This is a genomic window from Pseudoalteromonas sp. MEBiC 03485 (assembly GCF_004195145.1).
Taxonomy (GTDB): Bacteria; Pseudomonadota; Gammaproteobacteria; order Enterobacterales; family Alteromonadaceae; genus Pseudoalteromonas; species Pseudoalteromonas apostichopi.
Genome location: NZ_SGBT01000001.1, coordinates 2,233,646 through 2,255,047, shown reverse-complemented (window position 1 = coordinate 2,255,047; position 21,402 = coordinate 2,233,646). Strand labels below are relative to the sequence as shown.

18 protein-coding genes and 9 tRNA genes are annotated in these 21,402 nt (G+C 42.0%); 23 read left to right on the top strand and 4 right to left on the bottom strand.

Annotation, left to right across the window (positions count from 1 at the left end):
• Nucleotides 1–48: 48 nt before the first annotated feature.
• The 9 genes from EVU92_RS10445 (at nucleotide 49) to EVU92_RS10405 (ending at nucleotide 1,145) form a co-directional block, all read left to right on the top strand.
• Nucleotides 49–133 (top strand) — tRNA-Leu (locus EVU92_RS10445).
• A 36-nt stretch (nucleotides 134–169) separates the two neighbouring features.
• Nucleotides 170–244, top strand: a tRNA-Gln gene (locus EVU92_RS10440).
• Between the two features lie 4 nt (nucleotides 245–248).
• Nucleotides 249–325 (top strand) — tRNA-Met (locus EVU92_RS10435).
• 88 nt (nucleotides 326–413) lie between these two features.
• Nucleotides 414–498: transfer RNA gene (locus EVU92_RS10430), tRNA-Leu, on the top strand.
• Between the two features lie 40 nt (nucleotides 499–538).
• Nucleotides 539–613: transfer RNA gene (locus tag EVU92_RS10425), tRNA-Gln, on the top strand.
• A gap of 67 nt (nucleotides 614–680) precedes the next feature.
• A tRNA-Leu gene (locus EVU92_RS10420) sits at nucleotides 681–765 on the top strand.
• Between the two features lie 40 nt (nucleotides 766–805).
• Nucleotides 806–880: transfer RNA gene (locus EVU92_RS10415), tRNA-Gln, on the top strand.
• Between the two features lie 67 nt (nucleotides 881–947).
• Nucleotides 948–1,032, top strand: a tRNA-Leu gene (locus EVU92_RS10410).
• Between the two features lie 38 nt (nucleotides 1,033–1,070).
• A tRNA-Gln gene (locus tag EVU92_RS10405) sits at nucleotides 1,071–1,145 on the top strand.
• 296 nt (nucleotides 1,146–1,441) lie between these two features.
• Here the strand turns inward: EVU92_RS10405 and EVU92_RS10400 are convergent.
• A complete protein-coding gene (locus EVU92_RS10400; RefSeq protein ID WP_130051174.1) occupies nucleotides 1,442–2,611 on the bottom strand; it encodes an FAD-dependent oxidoreductase in 1,170 nt (389 codons plus the stop codon).
• A 257-nt stretch (nucleotides 2,612–2,868) separates the two neighbouring features.
• Here EVU92_RS10400 and miaB point away from each other — a divergent pair, with 257 nt between their 5' ends.
• Genes miaB through lnt form a run of 5 tightly spaced genes read left to right on the top strand, consistent with a single transcriptional unit; the run spans nucleotide 2,869 to nucleotide 8,303 of the window.
• Nucleotides 2,869–4,314, top strand: coding sequence for a tRNA (N6-isopentenyl adenosine(37)-C2)-methylthiotransferase MiaB (gene miaB, locus EVU92_RS10395; RefSeq protein ID WP_130051173.1), 1,446 nt, complete (start codon nucleotides 2,869–2,871; stop codon nucleotides 4,312–4,314).
• Nucleotides 4,315–4,363: 49 nt separating this feature from the next.
• On the top strand, nucleotides 4,364–5,416 hold the full coding sequence (locus tag EVU92_RS10390) for a PhoH family protein (protein ID WP_054551658.1): 1,053 nt from the start codon (nucleotides 4,364–4,366) through the stop codon (nucleotides 5,414–5,416).
• Complete coding sequence (ybeY, locus tag EVU92_RS10385) at nucleotides 5,413–5,868, top strand: rRNA maturation RNase YbeY (RefSeq protein WP_130051172.1); 456 nt, start codon at nucleotides 5,413–5,415, stop codon at nucleotides 5,866–5,868. Before EVU92_RS10390 ends, ybeY begins: the two co-directional genes overlap by 4 nt.
• Nucleotides 5,869–5,890: 22 nt before the next feature.
• Nucleotides 5,891–6,775 carry a CNNM family magnesium/cobalt transport protein CorC gene (gene corC / locus EVU92_RS10380; RefSeq protein WP_130051171.1) on the top strand — a complete coding sequence of 295 codons (885 nt, stop codon included), beginning with the start codon at nucleotides 5,891–5,893 and terminating at the stop codon, nucleotides 6,773–6,775.
• The gene (lnt, locus tag EVU92_RS10375) at nucleotides 6,756–8,303 is read left to right on the top strand and encodes an apolipoprotein N-acyltransferase (protein ID WP_205987930.1); all 1,548 of its coding nucleotides are present in this window, start codon (nucleotides 6,756–6,758) and stop codon (nucleotides 8,301–8,303) included. The genes corC and lnt overlap by 20 nt, the downstream gene beginning before the upstream one ends.
• Before the next feature lie 87 nt (nucleotides 8,304–8,390).
• On the opposite strand, the gene EVU92_RS10370 is transcribed toward lnt, so the two are convergent.
• From EVU92_RS10370 to EVU92_RS10360, 3 genes are all read right to left on the bottom strand, one after another.
• A complete protein-coding gene (locus tag EVU92_RS10370; protein ID WP_130051169.1) occupies nucleotides 8,391–8,867 on the bottom strand; it encodes an FKBP-type peptidyl-prolyl cis-trans isomerase in 477 nt (158 codons plus the stop codon).
• The gene (locus tag EVU92_RS10365) at nucleotides 8,864–11,266 is read right to left on the bottom strand and encodes an ATP-binding protein (protein WP_130051168.1); all 2,403 of its coding nucleotides are present in this window, start codon (nucleotides 11,264–11,266) and stop codon (nucleotides 8,864–8,866) included. Before EVU92_RS10365 ends, EVU92_RS10370 begins: the two co-directional genes overlap by 4 nt.
• Before the next feature lie 69 nt (nucleotides 11,267–11,335).
• Complete coding sequence (locus EVU92_RS10360; protein WP_130051167.1) at nucleotides 11,336–11,794, bottom strand: zinc ribbon-containing protein; 459 nt, start codon at nucleotides 11,792–11,794, stop codon at nucleotides 11,336–11,338.
• Nucleotides 11,795–11,980: 186 nt separating this feature from the next.
• On the opposite strand from EVU92_RS10360, the gene leuS reads away from it, so the two are divergent.
• Genes leuS through EVU92_RS10315 form a run of 9 tightly spaced genes read left to right on the top strand, consistent with a single transcriptional unit; the run spans nucleotide 11,981 to nucleotide 21,378 of the window.
• The gene (leuS, locus tag EVU92_RS10355) at nucleotides 11,981–14,569 is read left to right on the top strand and encodes a leucine--tRNA ligase (protein WP_130051166.1); all 2,589 of its coding nucleotides are present in this window, start codon (nucleotides 11,981–11,983) and stop codon (nucleotides 14,567–14,569) included.
• 1 nt (nucleotide 14,570) lies between these two features.
• A complete protein-coding gene (gene lptE / locus EVU92_RS10350; protein ID WP_130051165.1) occupies nucleotides 14,571–15,062 on the top strand; it encodes an LPS assembly lipoprotein LptE in 492 nt (163 codons plus the stop codon).
• Complete coding sequence (gene holA, locus EVU92_RS10345) at nucleotides 15,062–16,102, top strand: DNA polymerase III subunit delta (RefSeq protein ID WP_130051164.1); 1,041 nt, start codon at nucleotides 15,062–15,064, stop codon at nucleotides 16,100–16,102. The genes lptE and holA overlap by 1 nt, the downstream gene beginning before the upstream one ends.
• Nucleotides 16,103–16,114: 12 nt before the next feature.
• Entirely contained in the window at nucleotides 16,115–16,750 is a 636-nt protein-coding gene (nadD, locus tag EVU92_RS10340) for a nicotinate-nucleotide adenylyltransferase (protein ID WP_130051163.1), read from the top strand.
• A gap of 56 nt (nucleotides 16,751–16,806) precedes the next feature.
• Nucleotides 16,807–17,124 (top strand): ribosome silencing factor, encoded by a 318-nt coding sequence (gene rsfS / locus EVU92_RS10335; RefSeq protein ID WP_130051162.1) that lies wholly within the window; start codon nucleotides 16,807–16,809, stop codon nucleotides 17,122–17,124.
• 27 nt (nucleotides 17,125–17,151) lie between these two features.
• Nucleotides 17,152–17,622 carry a 23S rRNA (pseudouridine(1915)-N(3))-methyltransferase RlmH gene (gene rlmH, locus EVU92_RS10330; RefSeq protein ID WP_036967350.1) on the top strand — a complete coding sequence of 157 codons (471 nt, stop codon included), beginning with the start codon at nucleotides 17,152–17,154 and terminating at the stop codon, nucleotides 17,620–17,622.
• Between the two features lie 8 nt (nucleotides 17,623–17,630).
• Nucleotides 17,631–19,511, top strand: a complete 1,881-nt coding sequence (gene mrdA / locus EVU92_RS10325) for a penicillin-binding protein 2 (protein WP_130051161.1) — start codon at nucleotides 17,631–17,633, stop codon at nucleotides 19,509–19,511.
• Nucleotides 19,508–20,614, top strand: coding sequence for a rod shape-determining protein RodA (rodA, locus tag EVU92_RS10320; protein ID WP_130051160.1), 1,107 nt, complete (start codon nucleotides 19,508–19,510; stop codon nucleotides 20,612–20,614). The genes mrdA and rodA overlap by 4 nt, the downstream gene beginning before the upstream one ends.
• A complete protein-coding gene (locus EVU92_RS10315) occupies nucleotides 20,614–21,378 on the top strand; it encodes a septal ring lytic transglycosylase RlpA family protein (RefSeq protein WP_130051159.1) in 765 nt (254 codons plus the stop codon). Before rodA ends, EVU92_RS10315 begins: the two co-directional genes overlap by 1 nt.
• Nucleotides 21,379–21,402: the final 24 nt, after the last annotated feature.

Here is a 21,402-nt window from a genome sequence, read left to right as displayed (position 1 = left end):
CTCAATGAAGAGTTTAAAATAACTACCAGTACTTTAAGTACAAATGATGCGGGAGTGGCGGAATTGGTAGACGCGCTGGATTTAGGTTCCAGTAACTTCGGTTGTGAGAGTTCAAGTCTCTCCTTCCGCACCATGTTCTTGATAAGAACTAAAACTATCAAGCTTTTGTTGGGATATCGCCAAGCGGTAAGGCAGCAGGTTTTGATCCTGCCATTCCCAGGTTCAAATCCTGGTATCCCAGCCACAATGGCTAAGTAGCTCAGTTGGTTAGAGCACATCACTCATAATGATGGGGTCACAGGTTCAAATCCCGTCTTAGCCACCATTCTTTCTTTGGAATGGCTCTACAGGAGTTTAAACTGTACTCAATGAAGAGTTTAAAATAACTACCAGTACTTTTAAGTACAAATGATGCGGGAGTGGCGGAATTGGTAGACGCGCTGGATTTAGGTTCCAGTAACTTCGGTTGTGAGAGTTCAAGTCTCTCCTTCCGCACCATGTTCTTGATAAGAACCAAAACTATCAACTTATTCTTTGTTGGGATATCGCCAAGCGGTAAGGCAGCAGGTTTTGATCCTGCCATTCCCAGGTTCAAATCCTGGTATCCCAGCCACTTTCTCTACCAAGAGAGTGTTGAAGAATATCTCTAGCTAAGAGTTGAAAGTAGCAACCCTTTTGATGCGGGAGTGGCGGAATTGGTAGACGCGCTGGATTTAGGTTCCAGTAACTTCGGTTGTGAGAGTTCAAGTCTCTCCTTCCGCACCATGTTCTTGATAAGAACCAAAACTATCAAATTATTCTTTGTTGGGATATCGCCAAGCGGTAAGGCAGCAGGTTTTGATCCTGCCATTCCCAGGTTCAAATCCTGGTATCCCAGCCACTTTCTCTACCAAGAAAGTGTTGAAGAATGTCTCTAGCTAAGAGTTTAAAATAGCAAATTCTTTGATGCGGGAGTGGCGGAATTGGTAGACGCGCTGGATTTAGGTTCCAGTAACTTCGGTTGTGAGAGTTCAAGTCTCTCCTTCCGCACCATGTTCTTAAGTAGAACTAAAACTCTTCAAGTTTAGCGTTGGGATATCGCCAAGCGGTAAGGCAGCAGGTTTTGATCCTGCCATTCCCAGGTTCAAATCCTGGTATCCCAGCCAACTAACTTCCCTTTCTAATTTCTAATTTCTAATTTCTAATTTCTAATTTCTAATTTCTAATTTCTAATTTCTAATTTCTAATTTCTAATTTCTAATTTCTAATTTCTAATTTCTAATTTCTAATTTCTAATTTCTAATTTCTAATTTCTAATTTCTAATTTCTAATTTCTAATTTCTAATTTCTAATTTCTAATTTCTAATTTCTAATTTCTTCAAAATTGTACTCGATTATATCTACATAAAAAAACGGGCTAATTTTCATTAACCCGCTTGTTAGTATTGATTACGAATTTGTATTAATCTAATGTCCCGCTGATAGCATACTTTAACACCCAGTTTTTTGCAGGACCTGTATTATTTGCAAGCTTTAAAAACTTACTGCGCACCCAGCTAAGTGGTTTAACCTCATTTGAAAAGCCAAAGTAACACGCATCCATCATACTCATCATTAGTAAATTAGCGTGACGGCGTTTTTTCTCATAGCGTTTTAATAAATCATGGTGACCAACATCCTGTTGTTCTGCCAAAATATCAGCCAACGCGACGACATCCTGAAAACCTAAGTTCACGCCCTGACCTGCAAGTGGGTTTATTGTGTGAGCCGAATCGCCAACCAAAACTAAACGCCCCTGTGAATAATCATTAGCATGTTGGCGTGCAAGTGGAAAAACGGCATGTTCAAGTACCTCAAAGTCGCCAGGTAGCTCAGGAAAGTGCTCTATAAGCTTTGCTTTCAGTTGTTCATTTGAGAGTTTATGCCATTGCTTTAATACCGCAGCGTCGTGATAGCAAATTAAATTGGCATACGGTGCCTGCATTGGCAAAAATGCCACAGGTCCGGTTGGGGTAAATTGTTGCCATGTTTTTACTTGCTGCGGTGCATCTAATTTGATTAAAACCCCCATGCAGTGTTGGCCGTACTGCCAACCCGTTACACCTAAGCCAGCTTTGGTACGTAATTGGGACTGTCCGCCATCTGCAGCAACAACTAAATCAGCGGTATATTTAGTATCACCATAATGTAAGGTAATTGCATCAGGCGTTTGACTAATATCTGTAATTAGTGACGTTTGTTCTATTACTTCAATGTTGTACTTAGCAAATTGTTGCCAAAGACTGGCTTGTATTAAATTATTTTCTATTAAATGACCTAAATGTGTTTCGCCAATATCTTTGCAATCAAACAATAGATTCTCGTCTTGCTGCTGGTAGGCTTCAAGCTGTTGATAAGGCGCGATGCGATTTTGCCTAAGTAACGGCATTGCACCTAGGTCGTCGAGTAAATTTTCTGAAAAACGATTAATAGCCGAAATGCGAATATCTACTTTATCTGAACTAAGAATGTGATCAGCATCGATAAGGTGCTTTTCAATGACGGTGACATCCCTACCCTGTTTAGCCAGTGTTACCGCTGTAGCAGCGCCGACCATGCCACCACCGACAATTATTACCTTATTTTTATTCATTTAATATTCGCTCATTTGGCTATTAAAATACGCGACAAATTGTAACGTAATTCAATATTGCGTGTCAGTGCATTTACCGCTTATGAATTTCAAAACAGTAACTTGTTTGATTTCACACCACAAAGATAAAAACTATACTTGGATCTGTGCGGGTATCCAGCTAAAATACGCGTCCTTTAGGTCGGCATACTGCCACTTAATCCTGTTTCTAACACATTTTTGTGTCACTACCGAATTGAAAACGAGGCTATATTTCAATGAGTAAAAAGCTGCATATTAAAACCTGGGGTTGTCAGATGAACGAGTACGACTCTCAGAAGATGGCTGATCTACTAGATGCGACTAACGGCTATCAGTTAACTGAAGAAGCTGAAGACGCAGACGTGATCTTACTCAATACCTGTTCAATCCGTGAAAAAGCACAAGAAAAAGTATTCCATCAGCTTGGCCGTTGGAAACTGTTAAAAGACGACAAACCAGAATTAATCATTGGTGTTGGTGGCTGTGTTGCCTCGCAAGAAGGTGACTCGATTCGTCAACGTGCGCCGTTTGTTGATGTAATCTTTGGCCCGCAAACATTACACCGCTTACCAGAAATGATTAAGCAAGTGCAAAGTGGCGACAGCAGCTCGGTAGTTGACGTTTCATTCCCTGAGATTGAAAAGTTCGACCGTTTACCTGAGCCAAAAGCGGAAGGCCCTACTGCGTTTGTATCAATTATGGAAGGTTGCTCTAAATACTGTACATTCTGCGTAGTACCTTATACGCGTGGTGAAGAAGTAAGCCGTCCACTTGATGACGTATTACTTGAAGTAGCACAACTTGCAGAGCAAGGCGTTCGTGAAGTGAACCTACTTGGACAAAACGTAAATGCGTATCGCGGTGAAACTCATGACGGTGAGATTTGTTACTTCTCTGACCTACTACGTTATGTAGCTGCAATTGACGGTATTGACCGTATTCGTTACACCACATCGCATCCTGTAGAATTTACGCCAGATATCATTGATGCGTATGCAGACGTACCTGAGCTTGTTGATCACCTACACTTACCAGTACAAAGTGGTTCAGACCGTATTCTTAATTTAATGAAACGTGGTCACACTGCACTTGAGTACAAATCTACAATCCGTAAGCTACGTAAAATTCGCCCTAACCTAAGCATGTCATCTGACTTCATCATTGGTTTCCCTGGCGAAAGTAAAGCTGACTTTGAAGCAACCATGAACCTAATTAATGATATTGGTTTCGATATGAGCTTCAGCTTTATCTACAGTGCGCGACCTGGTACTCCTGCTGCTGATTTACCTGATGATGTGACAGAGCAAGAGAAAAAAGAGCGTTTATACCTTCTACAGAATCGTATTACGCAAATGGCACAACAAATCAGCCGACAAATGTTTGGTACTGAACAACGTATTCTAGTTGAAGGCCCTTCTAAAAAGAATCCTATGGAATTACGTGGCCGTACCGAGAATAACCGTGTGGTTAACTTTGAAGGCCCTCACTCAGTGATCGGTCAATTCGTTGATGTACGTATTACAGAAGCATTGCCAAACTCTTTACGTGGTGAGTTAATTCGTACAGAATCAGAAATGAACTTACGTCGTGATGTGGCACCTTCAGCTATTTTAAGTAAAGCTGCTGAAGCTGAGGCCGCTGCGGCCCCTAACGAAATTGGCGTTGCTACTTTCGTACCTTAGGGTGACACTTGGTGCAGGCACTGCCTGCACCCATCAATAGGAAGCAATTTTGAGTAATCAGTTAAAAACATTAGAGATTTATTTAGAACCCGCCGACAACAAACGCCTTTCATCTTTATGTGGTCCGTTTGACGAAAACATTAAGCAAATTGAACGCCGCCTTGGTGTTGAGATAGCACACCGTGATAATTTCTTCAGAGTAACCGGTAAACTGCACCTTGCAGCAGCGGCTGTTGAGATCCTAAAAAACCTCTATATTGAAACTCAACCTATTCGCGGCCTGATTGGCGAAATTGAACCTGAAGCCGTACATTTGGCGATTAGCGAATCAAATGCTCTTGAGCAAGATGAAAATCCAGGTGTATATGGCAAAGACATGGTGATTAAAACTCGCCGTGGCGTTATTAAACCGCGCAATGATAATCAAGGCGTGTATGTTGCTAATATTTTGCATCACGATATTACTTTCGGTATTGGCCCAGCCGGTACAGGTAAAACTTATTTAGCCGTTGCAGCAGCTGTTGATGCCTTAGAGCGTCAAGAAATTCGCCGTATTTTATTAACCCGCCCTGCAGTTGAAGCAGGTGAAAAGCTAGGCTTTTTACCTGGTGACTTAAGCCAAAAAATCGACCCTTATTTACGCCCATTATACGATGCGTTATTTGAAATGCTTGGCTTTGAGCGAGTTGAAAAGCTGATTGAGAAAAACGTGATTGAAGTAGCGCCCCTTGCCTACATGCGTGGTCGTACACTGAATGACGCGTTTATTATTCTTGATGAAAGCCAAAACACCACAGCAGAACAAATGAAAATGTTCTTAACCCGTATTGGCTTTAACTCAAAAGCGGTAATTACTGGTGATATTACACAAGTCGATTTACCCCGTGGTGCTCGTTCAGGTCTTCGCCATGCCATCGAAGTATTAAACGGTGTAGATGAAATTAGCTTTAACTTCTTCCAATCACACGATGTGGTGCGCCATCCGGTTGTTGCCCGTATCGTTGAAGCTTATGAGCGCAACGATGAAGCAGAGCGTTTAAAACGTGCTGAGAAACAACGTGCGAAAGAAGCGCAAGCAAACCAACAAGAAGCAAACTCGTGACCGAATTAGATTTACAAATAGCCTGTGAGTTTGACGACTTACCAAGCTTTGAACAATTCCAGCTGTGGGCTGACAAAGCCCTTAGCAATTACCGTGAAGATGCAGAGCTGACCATAGTGATCAGTGATGAAGCGCAAAGCCAGCAGCTCAACAATGATTACCGCGGCAAAGATAAACCGACTAATGTCTTATCTTTTCCATTTGAAGCACCACCGGGCATTGAGTTACCTTTAGTAGGTGATTTAATCATTTGTCCGGCCATTGTTTTAGCCGAATCAATTGATCAAGAAAAGACCTTTCACGACCATTTTGCCCATATGGTTATCCATGGATGCTTGCATTTACTTGGATTTGACCATATAAAGGACGAAGATGCACTTGAAATGGAAAGCATAGAAAAGCAATTACTTGCCGATCTGAACATCGCTGACCCATATCGAGACGATATTTAAATTAACGGAGCAATTAGACGCAATGAGCGACGACAACTCGCAAACTAGCCAGGGTTCTTCTGGCAAAACGTGGCTGGGCCGCATAGCCCAAATGTTGCAAGGGGAACCCCAGAATAGAGAAGAGCTGGTAGAAGTAATTGCCGATGCGCAAGAACGCGACCTTATCGACCCTGAAACCAAAGACATGATTGAAGGGGTACTAGGTGTATCAGAGCTAAAAGTGCGTGACATCATGATCCCACGCTCGCAAATGGTGACCTTAGAGGTTGATACACCTTTAGAAGAACTATTGCCTATGATGGTTGATTCAACACATTCACGCTTTCCAGTGGTGTGTGAAGACAAAGACCATGTTGAAGGTATTTTATTAGCAAAAGATTTATTACCACTGATCATCAATAAAGATGATCAACTACCTTCATTACGTGAATATTTACGCCCTGCGGTTGTAGTGCCTGAAAGTAAACGTGTTGACACGCTCCTAAATGAGTTTCGTCAACAACGTTACCACATGGCTATCGTTATTGATGAGTATGGTGGTGTGTCTGGTCTTGTAACTATCGAAGATATTCTTGAAATCATCGTTGGTGAAATCGAAGACGAGCACGATGAAAGTGAAGACCTACAAGATATTCGCCAAGTTGCAAAGCACGTTTACGCTGTGCAAGCACTGACTGAAGTTGATGACTTTAACGAATATTTTAAAACCGGTTACAGCACCTCTGATGCTGACACCATAGGTGGTATTGTTTTACATGCATTTGGCCATATGCCAAGCCGTGGTGAAACCATCGAAGTAGAAGGCTTACACTTTAAAGTCACTAACTCAGATAACCGCCGCATCTTACAATTGCAAGTCACCATTCCAAAGGCTGATGATAACGACAGTGAAGAAACTGCTAACTAACCTAAGCCACCTTGCAAAAGATAAAAAAGCCTGGCTCGCACTTGTTGCGGGCCTCTTTTTAACCTTAAGTTACGCACCCTATAACCTATGGTTTATAACTTTTCTTTCTCTTGGTGCCCTGCTCTACTGCATAAACCCACTCGCAAACGGTAAATTAGCTGCTAAACAAAGTACTAAATATGGCTTTATATTTGGTTTAGGCTGGTTTGGCGCGGGCATAAGTTGGGTTCATGTATCAATAGCGACCTTTGGTGGTATGCCGTTAATAGCATCACTATCATTAATGGTGCTGCTATGTGCTTATTTAGCTCTGTATCCTGCATTAGCCGCTTGGCTGACTACACGCCTTGCTAAAGGCCCATATAGCTTTATCTGTTGGTTACTAGCCGCTATAGCAACCACAGAGTACTTACGTGGCACATTGCTGACAGGCTTTCCTTGGCTTAGTTTTGGTTACACGCAAACAGACAGCCCACTTAATTTTTTAGCGCCCGTAATTGGTGAGTTCGGTATCACGCTTGTATGCATGTTAATTGCGTTTGCCTTATATCGTATAGCATACAAAGATACTAAACCACTTATCGCCTCTGTGGCTCTTTTAGCAGGCTTATATACGATTGCAAACAGCAATCAGCTTCACTACCAAGACAAAACTATTAAAACTGTACTGGTGCAGGGTAATATTAAACAGCATCTTCGCTTTGAGCCGTCTGAGTTTTGGACGACGATGAGCAAATACCAAGATATGACTCGCCTACATTGGAATGCAGATTTAATTGTCTGGCCAGAGGCAGCAGTCCCCGAGCTTGAAGCATTATCAACCGAGTATTTAACAGGCCTTGATAGTGCTGCAACGTTTAATGACACCGCACTTATTACCGGTATCGTTGATTACCAATACGACACGCGTAACATTTTTAATACGCTAATTGTGCTGGGTAAAAAAGAACACAATGACAGTGAAGGTCATTATCAGTATTTAGGTAAAAACCGCTACCAAAAGCATCAGTTATTACCCATTGGTGAATTTGTGCCGTTTCAGGACTTCTTGCGCCCAATTGCGCCACTGTTTGATTTACCTATGTCCTCCTTTACCCGTGGTGATGAAGTACAAAACAATTTACGCGCAAATGGTTTAAATATTTTACCGGCTATTTGCTATGAAATTGCCTTTGCCGATTTAGTTCGTGGTAATTATCGCAGTGACTCCGACATTTTATTCACGGTGAGTAACGATGCATGGTTCGGTGACTCACATGGCCCGCATCAGCACATGCAAATAGCGCGTATGCGCGCCTTAGAGTTGCAGCGCCCGCTAATCCGCGTGACGAATAATGGTATTAGCGCCGTTTACGACCCTATCGCTAAATCACAATTAGCTATGCCACAATTTAAAGCTGATGTACTTGAGGCCAATATCACGTTAATTAAAGGCGATAGCATTTATAGCCAATATGGCAATTGGCCAGTATGGGCCGTAGTCATATTACTCAGTACTGTTGGTTTGATTTTAAGACTCAAAAAATAACAAAATAAAAGGCTTCATTATGAAGCCTTTTTTGTGTTTTATACTCATTCGCTTAACTAAGTGAACAAGCACTATTGCAGATTAGATTTAAGATTCTATCTTTATCAACTCTACGTCAAATATCAGCAATGAACCTGCTGGAATACTGCCTAGGCGTTTACGGCCGTACGCAAGCTGCGGCGGGATATAAAAGGTAAACTTATCCCCTTCGCTCATGAGTTGTAAGCCTTCAGTCCAGCCAGCAATCACTTGATTTAAGCCAAAGCTGATTGGCGAATTTCTTACCACTGAGCTGTCAAAAACACTGCCATCCATAAGCGTACCATGATAATGAACCTTTACTTTACTGGTTGCATTTGGTTTTGCGTCATTACCTGAACTTTGCTCAATTTTGTATTGCAACCCAGATGCTGTTTCATGAACATCGTCGGCTTTACTATTGTTCGCTAAAAAGTCCGCTGCTAGTTTTTCATTTTCAAGGGCTTGTAGCTTCGCCTTTTTACTATTTTTAAAAATTAAAAAGCAAAAAATACCAATGATCAGTAATAGTATTAAATTAATCATTCTGCGTCCTTCTCATCATCATTATCGCCATTAACGATATCAGCAATATTGGCAAGCCTTGCTAATGCTAGGGCATTTATTGAGCCATCAGGATAACCTTGTGGTGTCATTTCGCCTGCGTCTTTATCCATTAATAAACTCAGTGCTTGATCAACTGTTTCAACGGCATAAATGTTAAAGCGTCCTTTTTCTACCGCATCGAGCACTTCGTCATCAAGCACTAAATTGACTTGATTTGATTTAGGAATAATCACCCCTTGCTCACCAGTTAAGCCACGCATTTTACAAAGCTTAAAGAAGCCTTCTATTTTCTCGTTGACGCCACCGATTGATTGCACGTCTCCATGCTGGTTAATTGAGCCTGTAAGCGCGATAGATTGGCTAATAGGTAAATTAGTAATTGCCGATATTAGCGCGCAAAGCTCTGCTAATGAAGCGCTATCACCATCAATGTAACCATAGCTTTGCTCGATTGCGATATTGGCACTGAGCGTTAGGCTAAATTGCTGAGCATATTTATTACCTAAGTAACCGGTTAATAGCATCACCCCTTTTGAATGAATTGCTTTACCCAGCTCGGCTTCACGTTCAACGTCAATAACGCCATCTGCACCTGCGTACACAGTGGCGGTAATACGTGCAGGGGTACCAAATGAAGTATCACCAATGTGCAGCACGGTTAAGCCATTCACTTTGCCCACGGCGTGACCTTCAGTAGCAATTAAAATTTGCCCCTCTTTGATATCACTCAACATGGTTTCTGAAATTTGCCCGGTGCGATATTGCTTACCTACAATAGCTTCATCGATGTGATGAGCATCAATCACAGTTTGCCCATCTTGCTTGGCATAAAAACTGGCTTCTGCCACTAATTCTAATACATCAGCAAAACGAGCTGAGAGCTTGTTATGATGTTCAGCTTGACGATAACTAAATTTTAATAACCTCGCCATCGCTGCTTCATTTACTGTGCAATTAAGTGTCTGCTGACAATATTCAGTGACCTTGGTAATGAACTGATATTGCAGTTTGTCACTGCTTGGCAAATAGTAATCAAAATCAGCGAGTACACGAAATAACTCAGCAAACTCTTCGTCATATTCACCTATTGTGTAATAGAGCTCCCGTGAGCCTAGCAGCACTATTTTTACATCAAGGGGAATAAGCTGCGGACGTAATGTAAAGCTACTCCCAACTGAGCTGTCTTGATAAGGTAAGTCGTTTTTGATTTGATGCGTTTTTAAAGATAACTTAAGGCCATCCCACACTTGTGGGTTAGACATAACTTTCTCTGCATCCATAATCAAATAACCACCATTAGCACGGTGCAATGCACCTGGTTGTATTGAACGGTAACTGGTGATTAAAGAGCCTTGCGAAGTCGCATATTCAATTTTTCCGAAGATATTACCAAACGTTGGATTTGGCTCATACACCACAGGCGCTGCATCATCTTCTTTGTATTCTACTAAGATATTTGGCGCAAAGAAGTCTGTGAGCATCCCTTTACGGTCAAAGTCTTCTTTATTTTCGTCGTTTTCATCGTCGTCGAGCCACTCAAGCACTGCATCAATGATTTCTTCACGAATGTCTTTTAAGTAACGTAACACACCAATATGCGTGGCATATTTGTGTTCAAGGGCTTTAATTAGTGGTTTAGTGGCAAGCTCTGCAGTTGATTTTTTAAGGTTACGCAGTTTCTCAGATGACTCACGCTTCCAGCGAGGCAGCTCAATCAGTGCTTCGATTAATGCATCTTCAAGTTTTTCAATGACCTCATAAAACTCAATACGCAATGGCTCTTCAAGGGCTGCAAATTCACTGTCACTCAGTTGTTTACCGTTAACCAAAGGCGCAAAGCCAACGACGCCATTTTCTTCAATCAGAGCCACACTTTGCTCAAGAGCAGCAATTTCGACTGATGTAATTGCCGCATCGTAAGTATCGGTAAACTCACGGTCGATTGATTTTTTCTTACGTTGATAACCAGGATTATCAAAAGCCGCGGGGAATGTATCGAGTACTTCATCAATGAAAGAATCAATATCGTCTGCTAACTGTTTTGATTGACCAGCTTGCATAAATAACGCAATAGGCTCGCGGTGGTCTTCATAGTTATTAACGTACAACCACTCATTAGGCGTTGGGCGGTCTTTTGAATGGGCTGTGAGCTTGTCTTTTACTAAGGTGTAACGTCCGTGCGCCGCTTCACCCATTACATAAACATTATATCCAGGTAATTCCATCCCCAATGAAAAGTCGAGGGCACTTTGTGCACGTTGCTGGCCAATAAATGGTAAGGCTTCTGGATATGGGTTTTGCATGCAAGTGGCAACATGGCTTGCAGCAATCTCAGGTGCTAACGCAGAAACAGGTAGAGGGATTAGTTTTTTTGTCATTCTAACTTCTTATTTCCCAGTTTTGACTGGGCATTATAGGTAACGCCCAGCACAAGCCTGCGTCACTGATTAAGGTTGTAATGCCTTACGGCGAAAATAAATACCGCCACATTCAGTACAAGGAGTAATTTGCGTAGCATGGTAAACATCGTAACTATGCTGACAATTTTTACATACTAATGTGCCCATGGCTATCCATTCTCCTTCTTGATACACACCATTGTGTTTAAAATCTTGGTTTAATGCTTGCCATTCAAGCTGGGTTTTATCTTCGATATGCGACAATTCGTACCAAAGAGACTCTTTGAGCTCTAGCCAAGCGAGTGAGTCATAATGACTGTCGTTTTCTTTGATATGGTCAATATCGCGCTTTAAATAGTCACGATACTGATATAGCTTTTCTTGACCTAAATCTTTAAGTGCCTGCTCTGACTCAACAAATTTCTCCATTGCATCTTTTAGCTCATTCTCTTTTACGTCTTTAAGCCAAGCACTCAAATCACTAAGCCAAGATTTATAATCTGCCATCGTTTACTCCTTCAAAAGTGATGAAAAATCAATCGTTATACTAGTTGAGTATAGGTTAACCTGTCCTGAAAATATATTTCATTGGAAAATTAATAAAAGCGCCTATTTGCCGCTGTGATTAGCATGTATTTTGGGTTATCCTTATCGACAATTTTTTATTAATTTGCAAGAAGTCTGGAATCGTAGATGCAAGAGCAATATAACCCGCAAGACATAGAGTCAAAAGTACAAGCCTACTGGGAAGAAAACCAAGTATTTAAAGTCACTGAAGATGAGAGCAAAGAAAAGTATTACTGCCTATCGATGTTCCCATACCCAAGCGGCCGACTCCACATGGGTCACGTTCGTAACTACACCATTGGTGATGTAGTATCTCGCTTCCAACGCTTGCAAGGCAAAAACGTAATGCAACCAATGGGTTGGGATGCGTTTGGTCTTCCTGCTGAAAACGCGGCAATCAAAAACAACACCGCACCTGCTAAGTGGACTTACGAAAACATCGATTACATGCGCGATCAGTTAAAGCAACTTGGCTTTGGGTATGATTGGGATCGTGAAATCGCAACATGTCACCCAGAATACTACAAGTGGGAACAGTGGTTCTTCACTAAGCTTTACGAAAAAGGCTTAGTATACAAAAAGATGTCAACAGTAAACTGGGATCCAGTTGACCAAACTGTACTTGCTAACGAACAAGTTATTGATGGTCGTGGTTGGCGTTCAGGTGCCATTGTTGAGCAAAAAGAAATTCCACAATGGTTTATCAAAATCACTGATTACGCACAAGAATTATTAGATGATTTAGACAAACTAGATCACTGGCCTGAGCAAGTTAAAACCATGCAACGCAACTGGATTGGTCGTTCTGAAGGCTTAGAAATCGAATTCAAGCGTGCTGATAACGACGATACATTCAGTGTTTATACAACTCGCCCTGATACCTTCATGGGTGTGACGTATGTTGCTGTTGCTGCCGGTCACCCAATTGCACAAGAAGCAGCTAAAAACAGCGATGCTGTGGCAATGTTTGTTGATGAGTGTAAAAACACGAAAATCGCAGAAGCAGACATGGCAACCATGGACAAAAAAGGCATTGCTACTGGCTTTTATGCGATTCACCCATTAACAGGTAAGCAAGTACCAATTTGGGTTGCTAACTTTGTATTAATGGATTACGGCTCAGGCGCTGTAATGGCTGTTCCTGCACATGACCAACGTGACTACGAGTTCGCATCAGCTTATGGCCTTGAGATTGCCCAAGTTATCGCACCAGCTGCAGGTTCTGAAGAAACGGTTGATTTAGACAATCAAGCATTCACAGATAAAGGCGTGTTAGTTAACTCAGGTGAGTTCGATGGTCTTGAGTTTGAAGCAGCGTTTAATGCGGTTGCAGACAAACTAGAAGCACTTGGTGTCGGTGAGCGTAAAGTTAACTTCCGTCTACGTGACTGGGGTGTTAGCCGTCAGCGTTACTGGGGTTCTCCAATCCCAATGCTTAGCGACGAAAATGGTGATGAGCTTGCAGCAACTGAAGACATGCTACCAGTTCGCTTACCAGAAGACGTAGTAATGAATGGTGTTACTTCGCCAATCAAAGCTGACCCTGAGTGGGCTAAAACAACTGTAAATGGCGCGCCTGCATTCCACGAAACTGATACCTTCGATACCTTTATGGAGTCATCATGGTATTACGCACGTTACTGTAGCCCTCGTTTTGACGAAGGTATGATTGAGCCAGGTGCCGCAAATTACTGGTTACCAGTAAACCAATACATTGGTGGTATTGAGCATGCGATCTTGCACTTACTTTACTCGCGCTTCTTCCACAAACTATTACGTGACTTCGGTTTAGTTAACTCAGATGAGCCATTTGAGCGCTTATTATGTCAAGGCATGGTACTAGCTGATACTTTCTATCGTAAAGATGAGAAAGGCGGTGATATCTGGATTTCACCAACAGACGTACAAACTGAAACAGACGACAAAGGTCGTGTTGTTAAAGCGTGGCACAAAGAAGATGGCGAGCCGGTATTCTCTGCAGGCATGAGCAAAATGTCTAAATCGAAAAACAACGGTATCGACCCACAACAAGTTATTGCCGAATACGGTGCAGATACAGTTCGTTTATTCATGATGTTTACAGCACCACCAGAGCAAACTCTTGAATGGTCTGATTCAGGTGTTGAAGGTGCAATGCGTTTCTTAAAACGTATTTGGAAATACGCTGTTGATGTAGAAACAGTAGGCTACCAAGCGCTTGATAAGTCAGCATTAAACAACGACCAAAAAGTACTACGTCGTGAGCTTCATAAAGCAATTGCAAAAGTAACTGATGACGTTGAACGTCGTCAAACATTCAACACCGCGATTGCAGCAATCATGGAAATCTCTAACAAATTATTAAAAGCACCACTTGCAGATAAGCAAGATGTAGCTATTGCTAACGAAGCTCTTGAAGCATTGCTTATCATGCTTGCGCCTATCACGCCGCATATGTGTCACCAGTTATGGCAAGACCTTGGCAAAGAAGGCGACATCTTAGATGCAGCATGGCCAAAGGTTGATGAATCAGCGCTTGTTGAAGATGAGAAGCTAATCATTGTACAGGTTAACGGTAAGCTACGTGCTAAGTTAACAGTGCCTGCAGATGCAACGAAAGAGCAAGTTGAAACGCTAGCATTTGCTGAAGAAAACGTGACTAAGTTCACTGATGGCGTAACCATCCGTAAAGTGATTTACGTACCTGGCAAACTACTTAACGTGGTTGCTAATTAAGATGGCAGCGCTTCAAGCACTGAAAAACGGACTAGCCCTTGCGCTAGTCTGTTTACTACTAACAAGTTGTGGCTTTCACTTAAAGAAAGCCTCTAATTTGCCTGAAGACTTGAAAGTGATCACCCTTGCTGGTGATGATGAAAAATCAGCGCTATTCGAATTAGTTGAAAAAGAGCTTATCGCTAGTCAAGTAAAGCTAAACGAAAGTGACAGCCTATACCCTGAGTTAATCATCCACAAAGACCGTCTAGAGCGTCAAATATTGTCATTATTTGATAATGGTCAGGTTGCTGAATATGAACTTGCCTATAGCGTAAGCTATACCCTAAAGCGACCAGGTCAAAAAGCCATAAATCAAAGCTTTGAGCTGTATCGTAACTACCAAGACGACCCTGACAATGCCCTTGCAAAGGCAAAAGAACTTGATTTACTATTAAACGAAATTCGTAAACAAGCGAGTCGCCGTATCGTTCGTGAGTTATCACAACTCTAATGCGTTGTTATGCAAACCAACTTCCGAGCCAGTTAAAAAAAGGCCTAGCGCCTTTTTACATGGTCTTTGGTGAAGAGCCTTTTCAAATTGAACAGTGTGTCATGCAAATTCGCCAAGCTGCTAAACAGCAAGGCTTTGACGAGGTCATTAAATTTACCTTAATGCCAGGTTTTGATTGGCAAGAAATTGTTGCTCAATACCAGAGTATGTCGCTGTTTAGTGCTCGTACCTTAATTGAGTTTGATTTAAACGAGCAAAAACCAGGTACTCAAGGCAGCCAAATCTTTAAACAACTTGTTGAGCTTGCTAATCCCGATACTATTTTGGTTTTAAAAGGTGCCAAAGCCAGCCAAGATATTCAACGCAGTGCTTGGTTTAAGGCCTTAGATAAACAAGGCTTATTCGTTCCTTGTTATCCCCTCACAGGTAATCATCTAAGTCGTTGGTTGGATGAGCAATGTTACCGTTTAAACTTGAACCTTCATAACAATGCTAAACAAAGCTTGATTGATGCCACAGAAGGTAATTTACTTGCCTGTCATCAAGAGCTAGAAAAACTGTCTTTACTCTACGGCAGTGAGCTAATTGACCAACAAGCCGTAATGCAAGGACTGCTTAACCAGTCTAAGTTTGATATTTTTGACTTAAGTGATGCTCTATTAAATGGCCAAGCCAAGCAAGCCGTTAAAGTAATGACTAAACTTGCCGCTGATAATACCGAAGCAATGAGTATTTTTTGGGCTATTAACAAAGAAGCTGCAAATTTACTGGCGATGCAACATGGGCGCTTAAATGGTGCCAACATGGCTGATTTATACAAGCAATTTAATATTTGGAAAAATCAACAAGCGATTGTTCAACAAGCCTTAAACCGCTTAAATATTAAAGTACTCGAACAAATTACAGTTCAGTTAGCTCAGTTTGATGCAGCTTATAAACAAGGGAACCTCGTAGCTCCCTACCAAGCATTAATGCACATATGCTTAATGTTTTGCCAACCAGTGGCAATACCTTTACCTTGCCACCCAGTCTTCGACTAAGAGTGACAATTCATGATTGCTATTTTCGGTGGCACCTTTGACCCGATTCACTTAGGTCATATTAATATGGCCCAGCAATGCGTTCAGCAGTGTCAACTTGATACCCTTTACTTCATGCCTTGCGCTATTCCCGCTCACAAAGCCAAGCCAGGAATAAGTGATGAGCATCGAATTAACATGCTGAAACTCGCGATTGAAAACAACCCACATTTTGCTATTGATTATCGAGAGTTAAATAGAGAAGGTGCATCTTATTCGCTACTGAGCTTAAAAGAGCTTCGTGCAGAAAATCCGTCTTCACCGATTATGTTTTTAATCGGCATGGACTCATTCAATAGCCTAGACAAGTGGTTTAAATGGCAAGAAATTGTCGAACTATGCCATATCGTTGTTTATCAACGTCCGGGTCAACACTGTCAAGTAAGTGGTGAGTTAGCGGTTTATAAAGAAAATGCTTTTACTGAGCAGCTCAGCCAACTGCAACAAACCCATGCAGGTAAGTTATTCTTTTTAAATGGCTTACAAGTTAATGCTGCCTCAAGCGAAATCAGAAAAAAGCTGCATTTAAATGATAATATAGCGGAACTTTTACCTACCACGGTAAGTCAATACATTGCGCAGCATCATCTTTACCAAACAGATGAATAAATACTGTCTGCGTGATAAAATAACAAATTAAGATTATTTATTTTTGAGATAACACTTTGGATTCTAAACAACTACTCGCATTTGCCCTTGATAAAGTCGACGATATGAAAGCCCGTGATGTGGTGCAACTTGATGTCCGTGGTAAGTCTGATATTACTGATTACTTATTAGTATGCTCAGGAAACTCTAAACGCCACGTACAATCTATTGCGGATCACGTTGCTAAAGAAGCACGCCATGCTGGAGAAGAGCCTCTCGGTTACGAAGGCCAAAACGAAGGCGAATGGGTGCTGGTTGATCTAGGTGATGTGGTTGTGCACGTAATGCAAGACCAAACTCGCGACTTCTATGATCTAGAAAAACTTTGGGGCTAACCCTTAGCAAGGACATAGGTAACCATTTTGAAAATACAATTGATTGCTGTTGGCACCAAAATGCCAGCATGGGTTGAAACCGGATTCACAGAATACCAACGTCGCTTTCCGCGTGATATGCCGCTTGAGCTTATTGAAATCCCCGCTGGTAAACGTGGTAAAAATGCTGATATCAAACGTATTTTACAACTTGAAGGTGAAAAGACCCTTGCAGCTATTCCTAAAGGTAACCGTATTGTTACTCTTGAAGTAACGGGTAAACCCATGGATACCCACCAGTTGGCGAAAAGCATGGAAAAATGGCAGCTTGATGGTCGTGATGTCAGCTTGTTGATTGGTGGACCCGAAGGTTTAGCACCAGAGTGTATCGCAGCCTCTGAGCAAAAGTGGTCATTATCAAACCTTACACTACCGCACCCATTGGTGCGCATTATTGTTGCAGAAAGCCTATACCGAGGCTGGAGCTTGAATAACAACCACCCTTATCATCGCGAGTAGTAAAACCAATGCGAAAACACAGACCCACGATTAGAGACCACTCGGCTGAGGCAAACTTATTTGCTCGCCGTGCCTTTGTGGGCTTTGTGTTTGTTACATTGTTAATTGGTGTGTTGCTATCTAACCTGTACAACATCCAAGTTATTGATCATCAAGATTATCAAACACGTTCGAACGATAACCGAATCAAGGTCATTCCTATTGCTCCTAACCGAGGGCTCATTTACGACAGAAATGGCGTATTATTGGCTGAGAACAAACCTGTTTACAATCTTGAAGTGATCCCTGAAGAAGTTGACGATCTTGATAAAGCTCTAACAGAAGTAAAACAGATCATCGAAATTAGTGAGCAACAAAAGGCCGACTTTTTAGATGATATTAAGCACAATCGCCGTTTCAAAAGCCAAGTATTAAAGGCCCGTCTAGACGAGACTGAGGTAGCAAAGTTCTCTGTTAATCAGCATAAATTCCCTGGTTTTAGCATCGAAGCTCGGTTAGCTCGTTTTTACCCCTATGGTGATACCCTCACCCATGCCTTAGGTTATGTTGCCAAACTCAACAAAAAAGAACTCATTAAGCTTGAAGCAGAAGATCAAGCTACTAATTACCGTGCAACTCACGACATTGGGAAGCTTGGTATTGAGAAATATTATGAAGAGCTCCTGCATGGCATGGTGGGTTCACAGCGTGTTGAAGTGAATAACCGTGGCCGAGTTATTCGTACATTGAGCCTTACTCCACCTGAACCAGGTCATGATTTAGTACTCACCCTGGATATTGGCCTGCAACAAATAGCACAGCATGCTCTAAAAGATATGCGTGGTGCCGTTGTCGTACTTGATGCAAAAGATGGCGGCGTATTAGCTCTGTATTCAAACCCCAGTTATGATCCGAACTTATTTGTACATGGGATCAGTAGTACCGACTACAAAAAGCTGCTCAACCCGGACCGGCCACTTATAAACCGAACTACACAGGGTCGTTACGCACCAGCATCGACAGTAAAACCTCTCATGGCTATTTTAGCGCTTGAGGAAGGCCTCGTTACCGAGCAAACACAAATGTGGGATCCGGGCTTTTTTCAGATTCCAAATGTCGATCACAAATGGCGTGACTGGAGGCGTTGGGGTCATGGTCATGTTGATGTTTACAAAGCCATTGAAGAGTCTTGCGATACCTACTTTTACGACGTTGCGTATCGTTTAGGCATTACTAAAATCAGTGATTTTATGTATCAATTTGGATTTGGTGAGTTATCTGGTATTGATATCCATGAAGAAACTTCTGCAATAATGCCATCTAAAGAGTGGAAAGAAGGTCGCTTTAGAGAGTCTTGGTGGCGTGGCGATACAATTTCAGTGGGGATCGGGCAAGGTTACTGGACTGCCACACCAATGCAGATTGCTAACGCAACCAATATATTGGTAAACCGTGGACTCGATCATCCACCACATCTTGTGCAAGTAGCCAAAAAAGAAAATGAAGTAACGCAAATAAACAATGACGAAAAGCCCCCAGTGGAACTAAAAAATCCTCATCATTGGCAAATTGCTCTCGATGCTATGCATAATACAGTGCACAAAGTCACTGGTACTGCACATAAAGCATTTAGAGGGGCAAGTTACGACCCTGCTGGCAAAACAGGTACTGCGCAGGTGGTAAGTATCGCACAAGGTGAACGTTACGACGCTAAGTCGCTAAAAGAGCGTCAACGAGATAACGCTATCTATGTTGGTTTTGCACCTTATAACGACCCGCAGATTGTTGTCTCTGTAGTTGTAGAAAACACTGGGGGTGGTAGTACGGTTGGAGCTCCTATTGCTCGTCAATTAATGGATTACTACTTCTCAGCTAACCCAATTCAAATTACCCAAAGTGACGCGCCATGATCCCATTAAATAAAAAGCGCTCAATTTGGCAGCGTCTACACCTCGATGTACCGCTACTTGTAGCCCTTTTGGCTATGATGGTTGCAAGTTTAGCGATTGTATACAGCGCCAGTGGCCAAGACTCTGCAATGATGATACGCCATGCAACGCGTATGTTTGGCGCTATTCTCGGTATGTTCATTCTCGCTCAGTTTTCGCCTAATACTTTAAAAAGCATGGTAATTCCGCTTTACTGTGTGGGGCTACTAATGCTGGTAGGAGTGTTATTATTTGGGGTTAGCTCAAAAGGAGCGCAGCGCTGGCTTGACCTAGGTGTAACCCGTTTCCAACCATCAGAATTAATGAAAATTGCTGTGCCTATGATGGTTGCTTGGTATATTGGTCGCAATCATCTTCCCCCTCGTCCACTGCATTTAATTATTGGTTTTGCCATAGTGATGGTGCCAACCATTTTAATTAAAGAACAACCCGATCTAGGTACCTCTATTTTGATAGCTAGTTCAGGTATATTTGTATTGTTTTTATCTGGGCTTAGTTGGCGCTTAATTGGCTTTTTATCAGCCTCAGTGGCATTAGCAGCTTGGCCATTTTGGCATTATGTTATGCTTGATTATCAAAAGCAGCGAGTACTTACCTTTTTGGACCCAGAAAGTGATCCTCTTGGCTCTGGGTATCACATTATTCAATCGAAAATTGCTATAGGCTCCGGAGGAATTGAAGGTAAAGGCTGGTTACAAGGAACTCAATCGCAATTAGAGTTTTTACCCGAACGTCACACCGATTTTATCTTTTCTGTTCTAAGCGAAGAGTTTGGCCTTTTTGGGGTTTGTTTATTGCTGTGTATGTACTTGTTTATTATTGGTCGTGGCTTGTATATTGCGGTAAACGCGCAAGATGCTTTTGGTAAACTTCTTGCCGGTGCATTAACCCTTACCTTCTTTGTTTATGTATTTGTAAATATTGGTATGGTATCTGGGTTACTGCCTGTTGTAGGCGTTCCGTTACCTCTGATAAGTTATGGTGGCACCTCAATGGTGACCTTAATGGCTGGGTTTGGCATTATTATGTCGATCGCCACCGATAAAAGGATGCTTTTAAAATAATGACACAGCGAGTCAATTTCTTATTAATAGCGTTATTCTCAATGCTGCTAGCAGCATGTAGTTCTTCGCAGCAAGGTCGCTATGCTATGGAGCATGATGCTGCGCCGCTTCGTAAACCGACCGAACTTGAAATGCAAGATGCGATAGTTACCCCTGTTGTTAAAAGTGCCAGCGCCAGTCGCCCTTACGAAGTTCGTGGTAAACGCTACACGCCAATGCTTGATGAAACAGGCTATGCAGAAGAAGGCATCGCTTCATGGTATGGCCGAAAATTTCATAATTATCACACCTCAAACGGTGAAGTCTACGATATGTTTGCAATGACAGCAGCTCATAAAACACTCCCTCTACCAAGCTTTGCCAGAGTAACAAATTTAGATAACGGTAAATCAGTGATTGTTCGTGTTAATGACCGAGGACCGTTTCATGAAGATCGGATTATCGATTTATCTTATTCTGCGGCCTATAAATTGGGTTATTACCGACAAGGTACAGCCCGTGTTAAGGTTGAGGCTGTTACCCTTGCAAATTCTGCCCCTCGTTTAAGCTACATTCAGGTTGCAGCGGGAAGTACTCTTGCTAATGTTGAGGCGCTCGCGTTTCAACTTCGTCAGCAATATCATGTGCCAACAAACATTGTTGAAAAAGATGGAATCTATCGATTACGTCTTGGTCCAATAAAAGATGCCGCAGAAGCACAGGCTGTTTTAGAAAAGCTAAAACAAAACCAATTTCAGAACGCGTTCTTGCTTTACAGTGAGTAAGACCTTTAGAATAGGTCAACGCAA

Coding starts and splice junctions, on each gene's coding strand:
- EVU92_RS10400 (WP_130051174.1), bottom strand. CDS start 2,611: ATGAATAAAAATAAGGTAATAATTGTCGGTGGTGGCATGGTCGGCGCT.
- miaB (WP_130051173.1), top strand. CDS start 2,869: ATGAGTAAAAAGCTGCATATTAAAACCTGGGGTTGTCAGATGAACGAG.
- corC (WP_130051171.1), top strand. CDS start 5,891: ATGAGCGACGACAACTCGCAAACTAGCCAGGGTTCTTCTGGCAAAACG.
- EVU92_RS10370 (WP_130051169.1), bottom strand. CDS start 8,867: ATGATTAATTTAATACTATTACTGATCATTGGTATTTTTTGCTTTTTA.
- EVU92_RS10365 (WP_130051168.1), bottom strand. CDS start 11,266: ATGACAAAAAAACTAATCCCTCTACCTGTTTCTGCGTTAGCACCTGAG.
- EVU92_RS10360 (WP_130051167.1), bottom strand. CDS start 11,794: ATGGCAGATTATAAATCTTGGCTTAGTGATTTGAGTGCTTGGCTTAAA.
- leuS (WP_130051166.1), top strand. CDS start 11,981: ATGCAAGAGCAATATAACCCGCAAGACATAGAGTCAAAAGTACAAGCC.
- lptE (WP_130051165.1), top strand. CDS start 14,571: ATGGCAGCGCTTCAAGCACTGAAAAACGGACTAGCCCTTGCGCTAGTC.
- holA (WP_130051164.1), top strand. CDS start 15,062: ATGCGTTGTTATGCAAACCAACTTCCGAGCCAGTTAAAAAAAGGCCTA.
- nadD (WP_130051163.1), top strand. CDS start 16,115: ATGATTGCTATTTTCGGTGGCACCTTTGACCCGATTCACTTAGGTCAT.
- mrdA (WP_130051161.1), top strand. CDS start 17,631: ATGCGAAAACACAGACCCACGATTAGAGACCACTCGGCTGAGGCAAAC.
- rodA (WP_130051160.1), top strand. CDS start 19,508: ATGATCCCATTAAATAAAAAGCGCTCAATTTGGCAGCGTCTACACCTC.
- EVU92_RS10315 (WP_130051159.1), top strand. CDS start 20,614: ATGACACAGCGAGTCAATTTCTTATTAATAGCGTTATTCTCAATGCTG.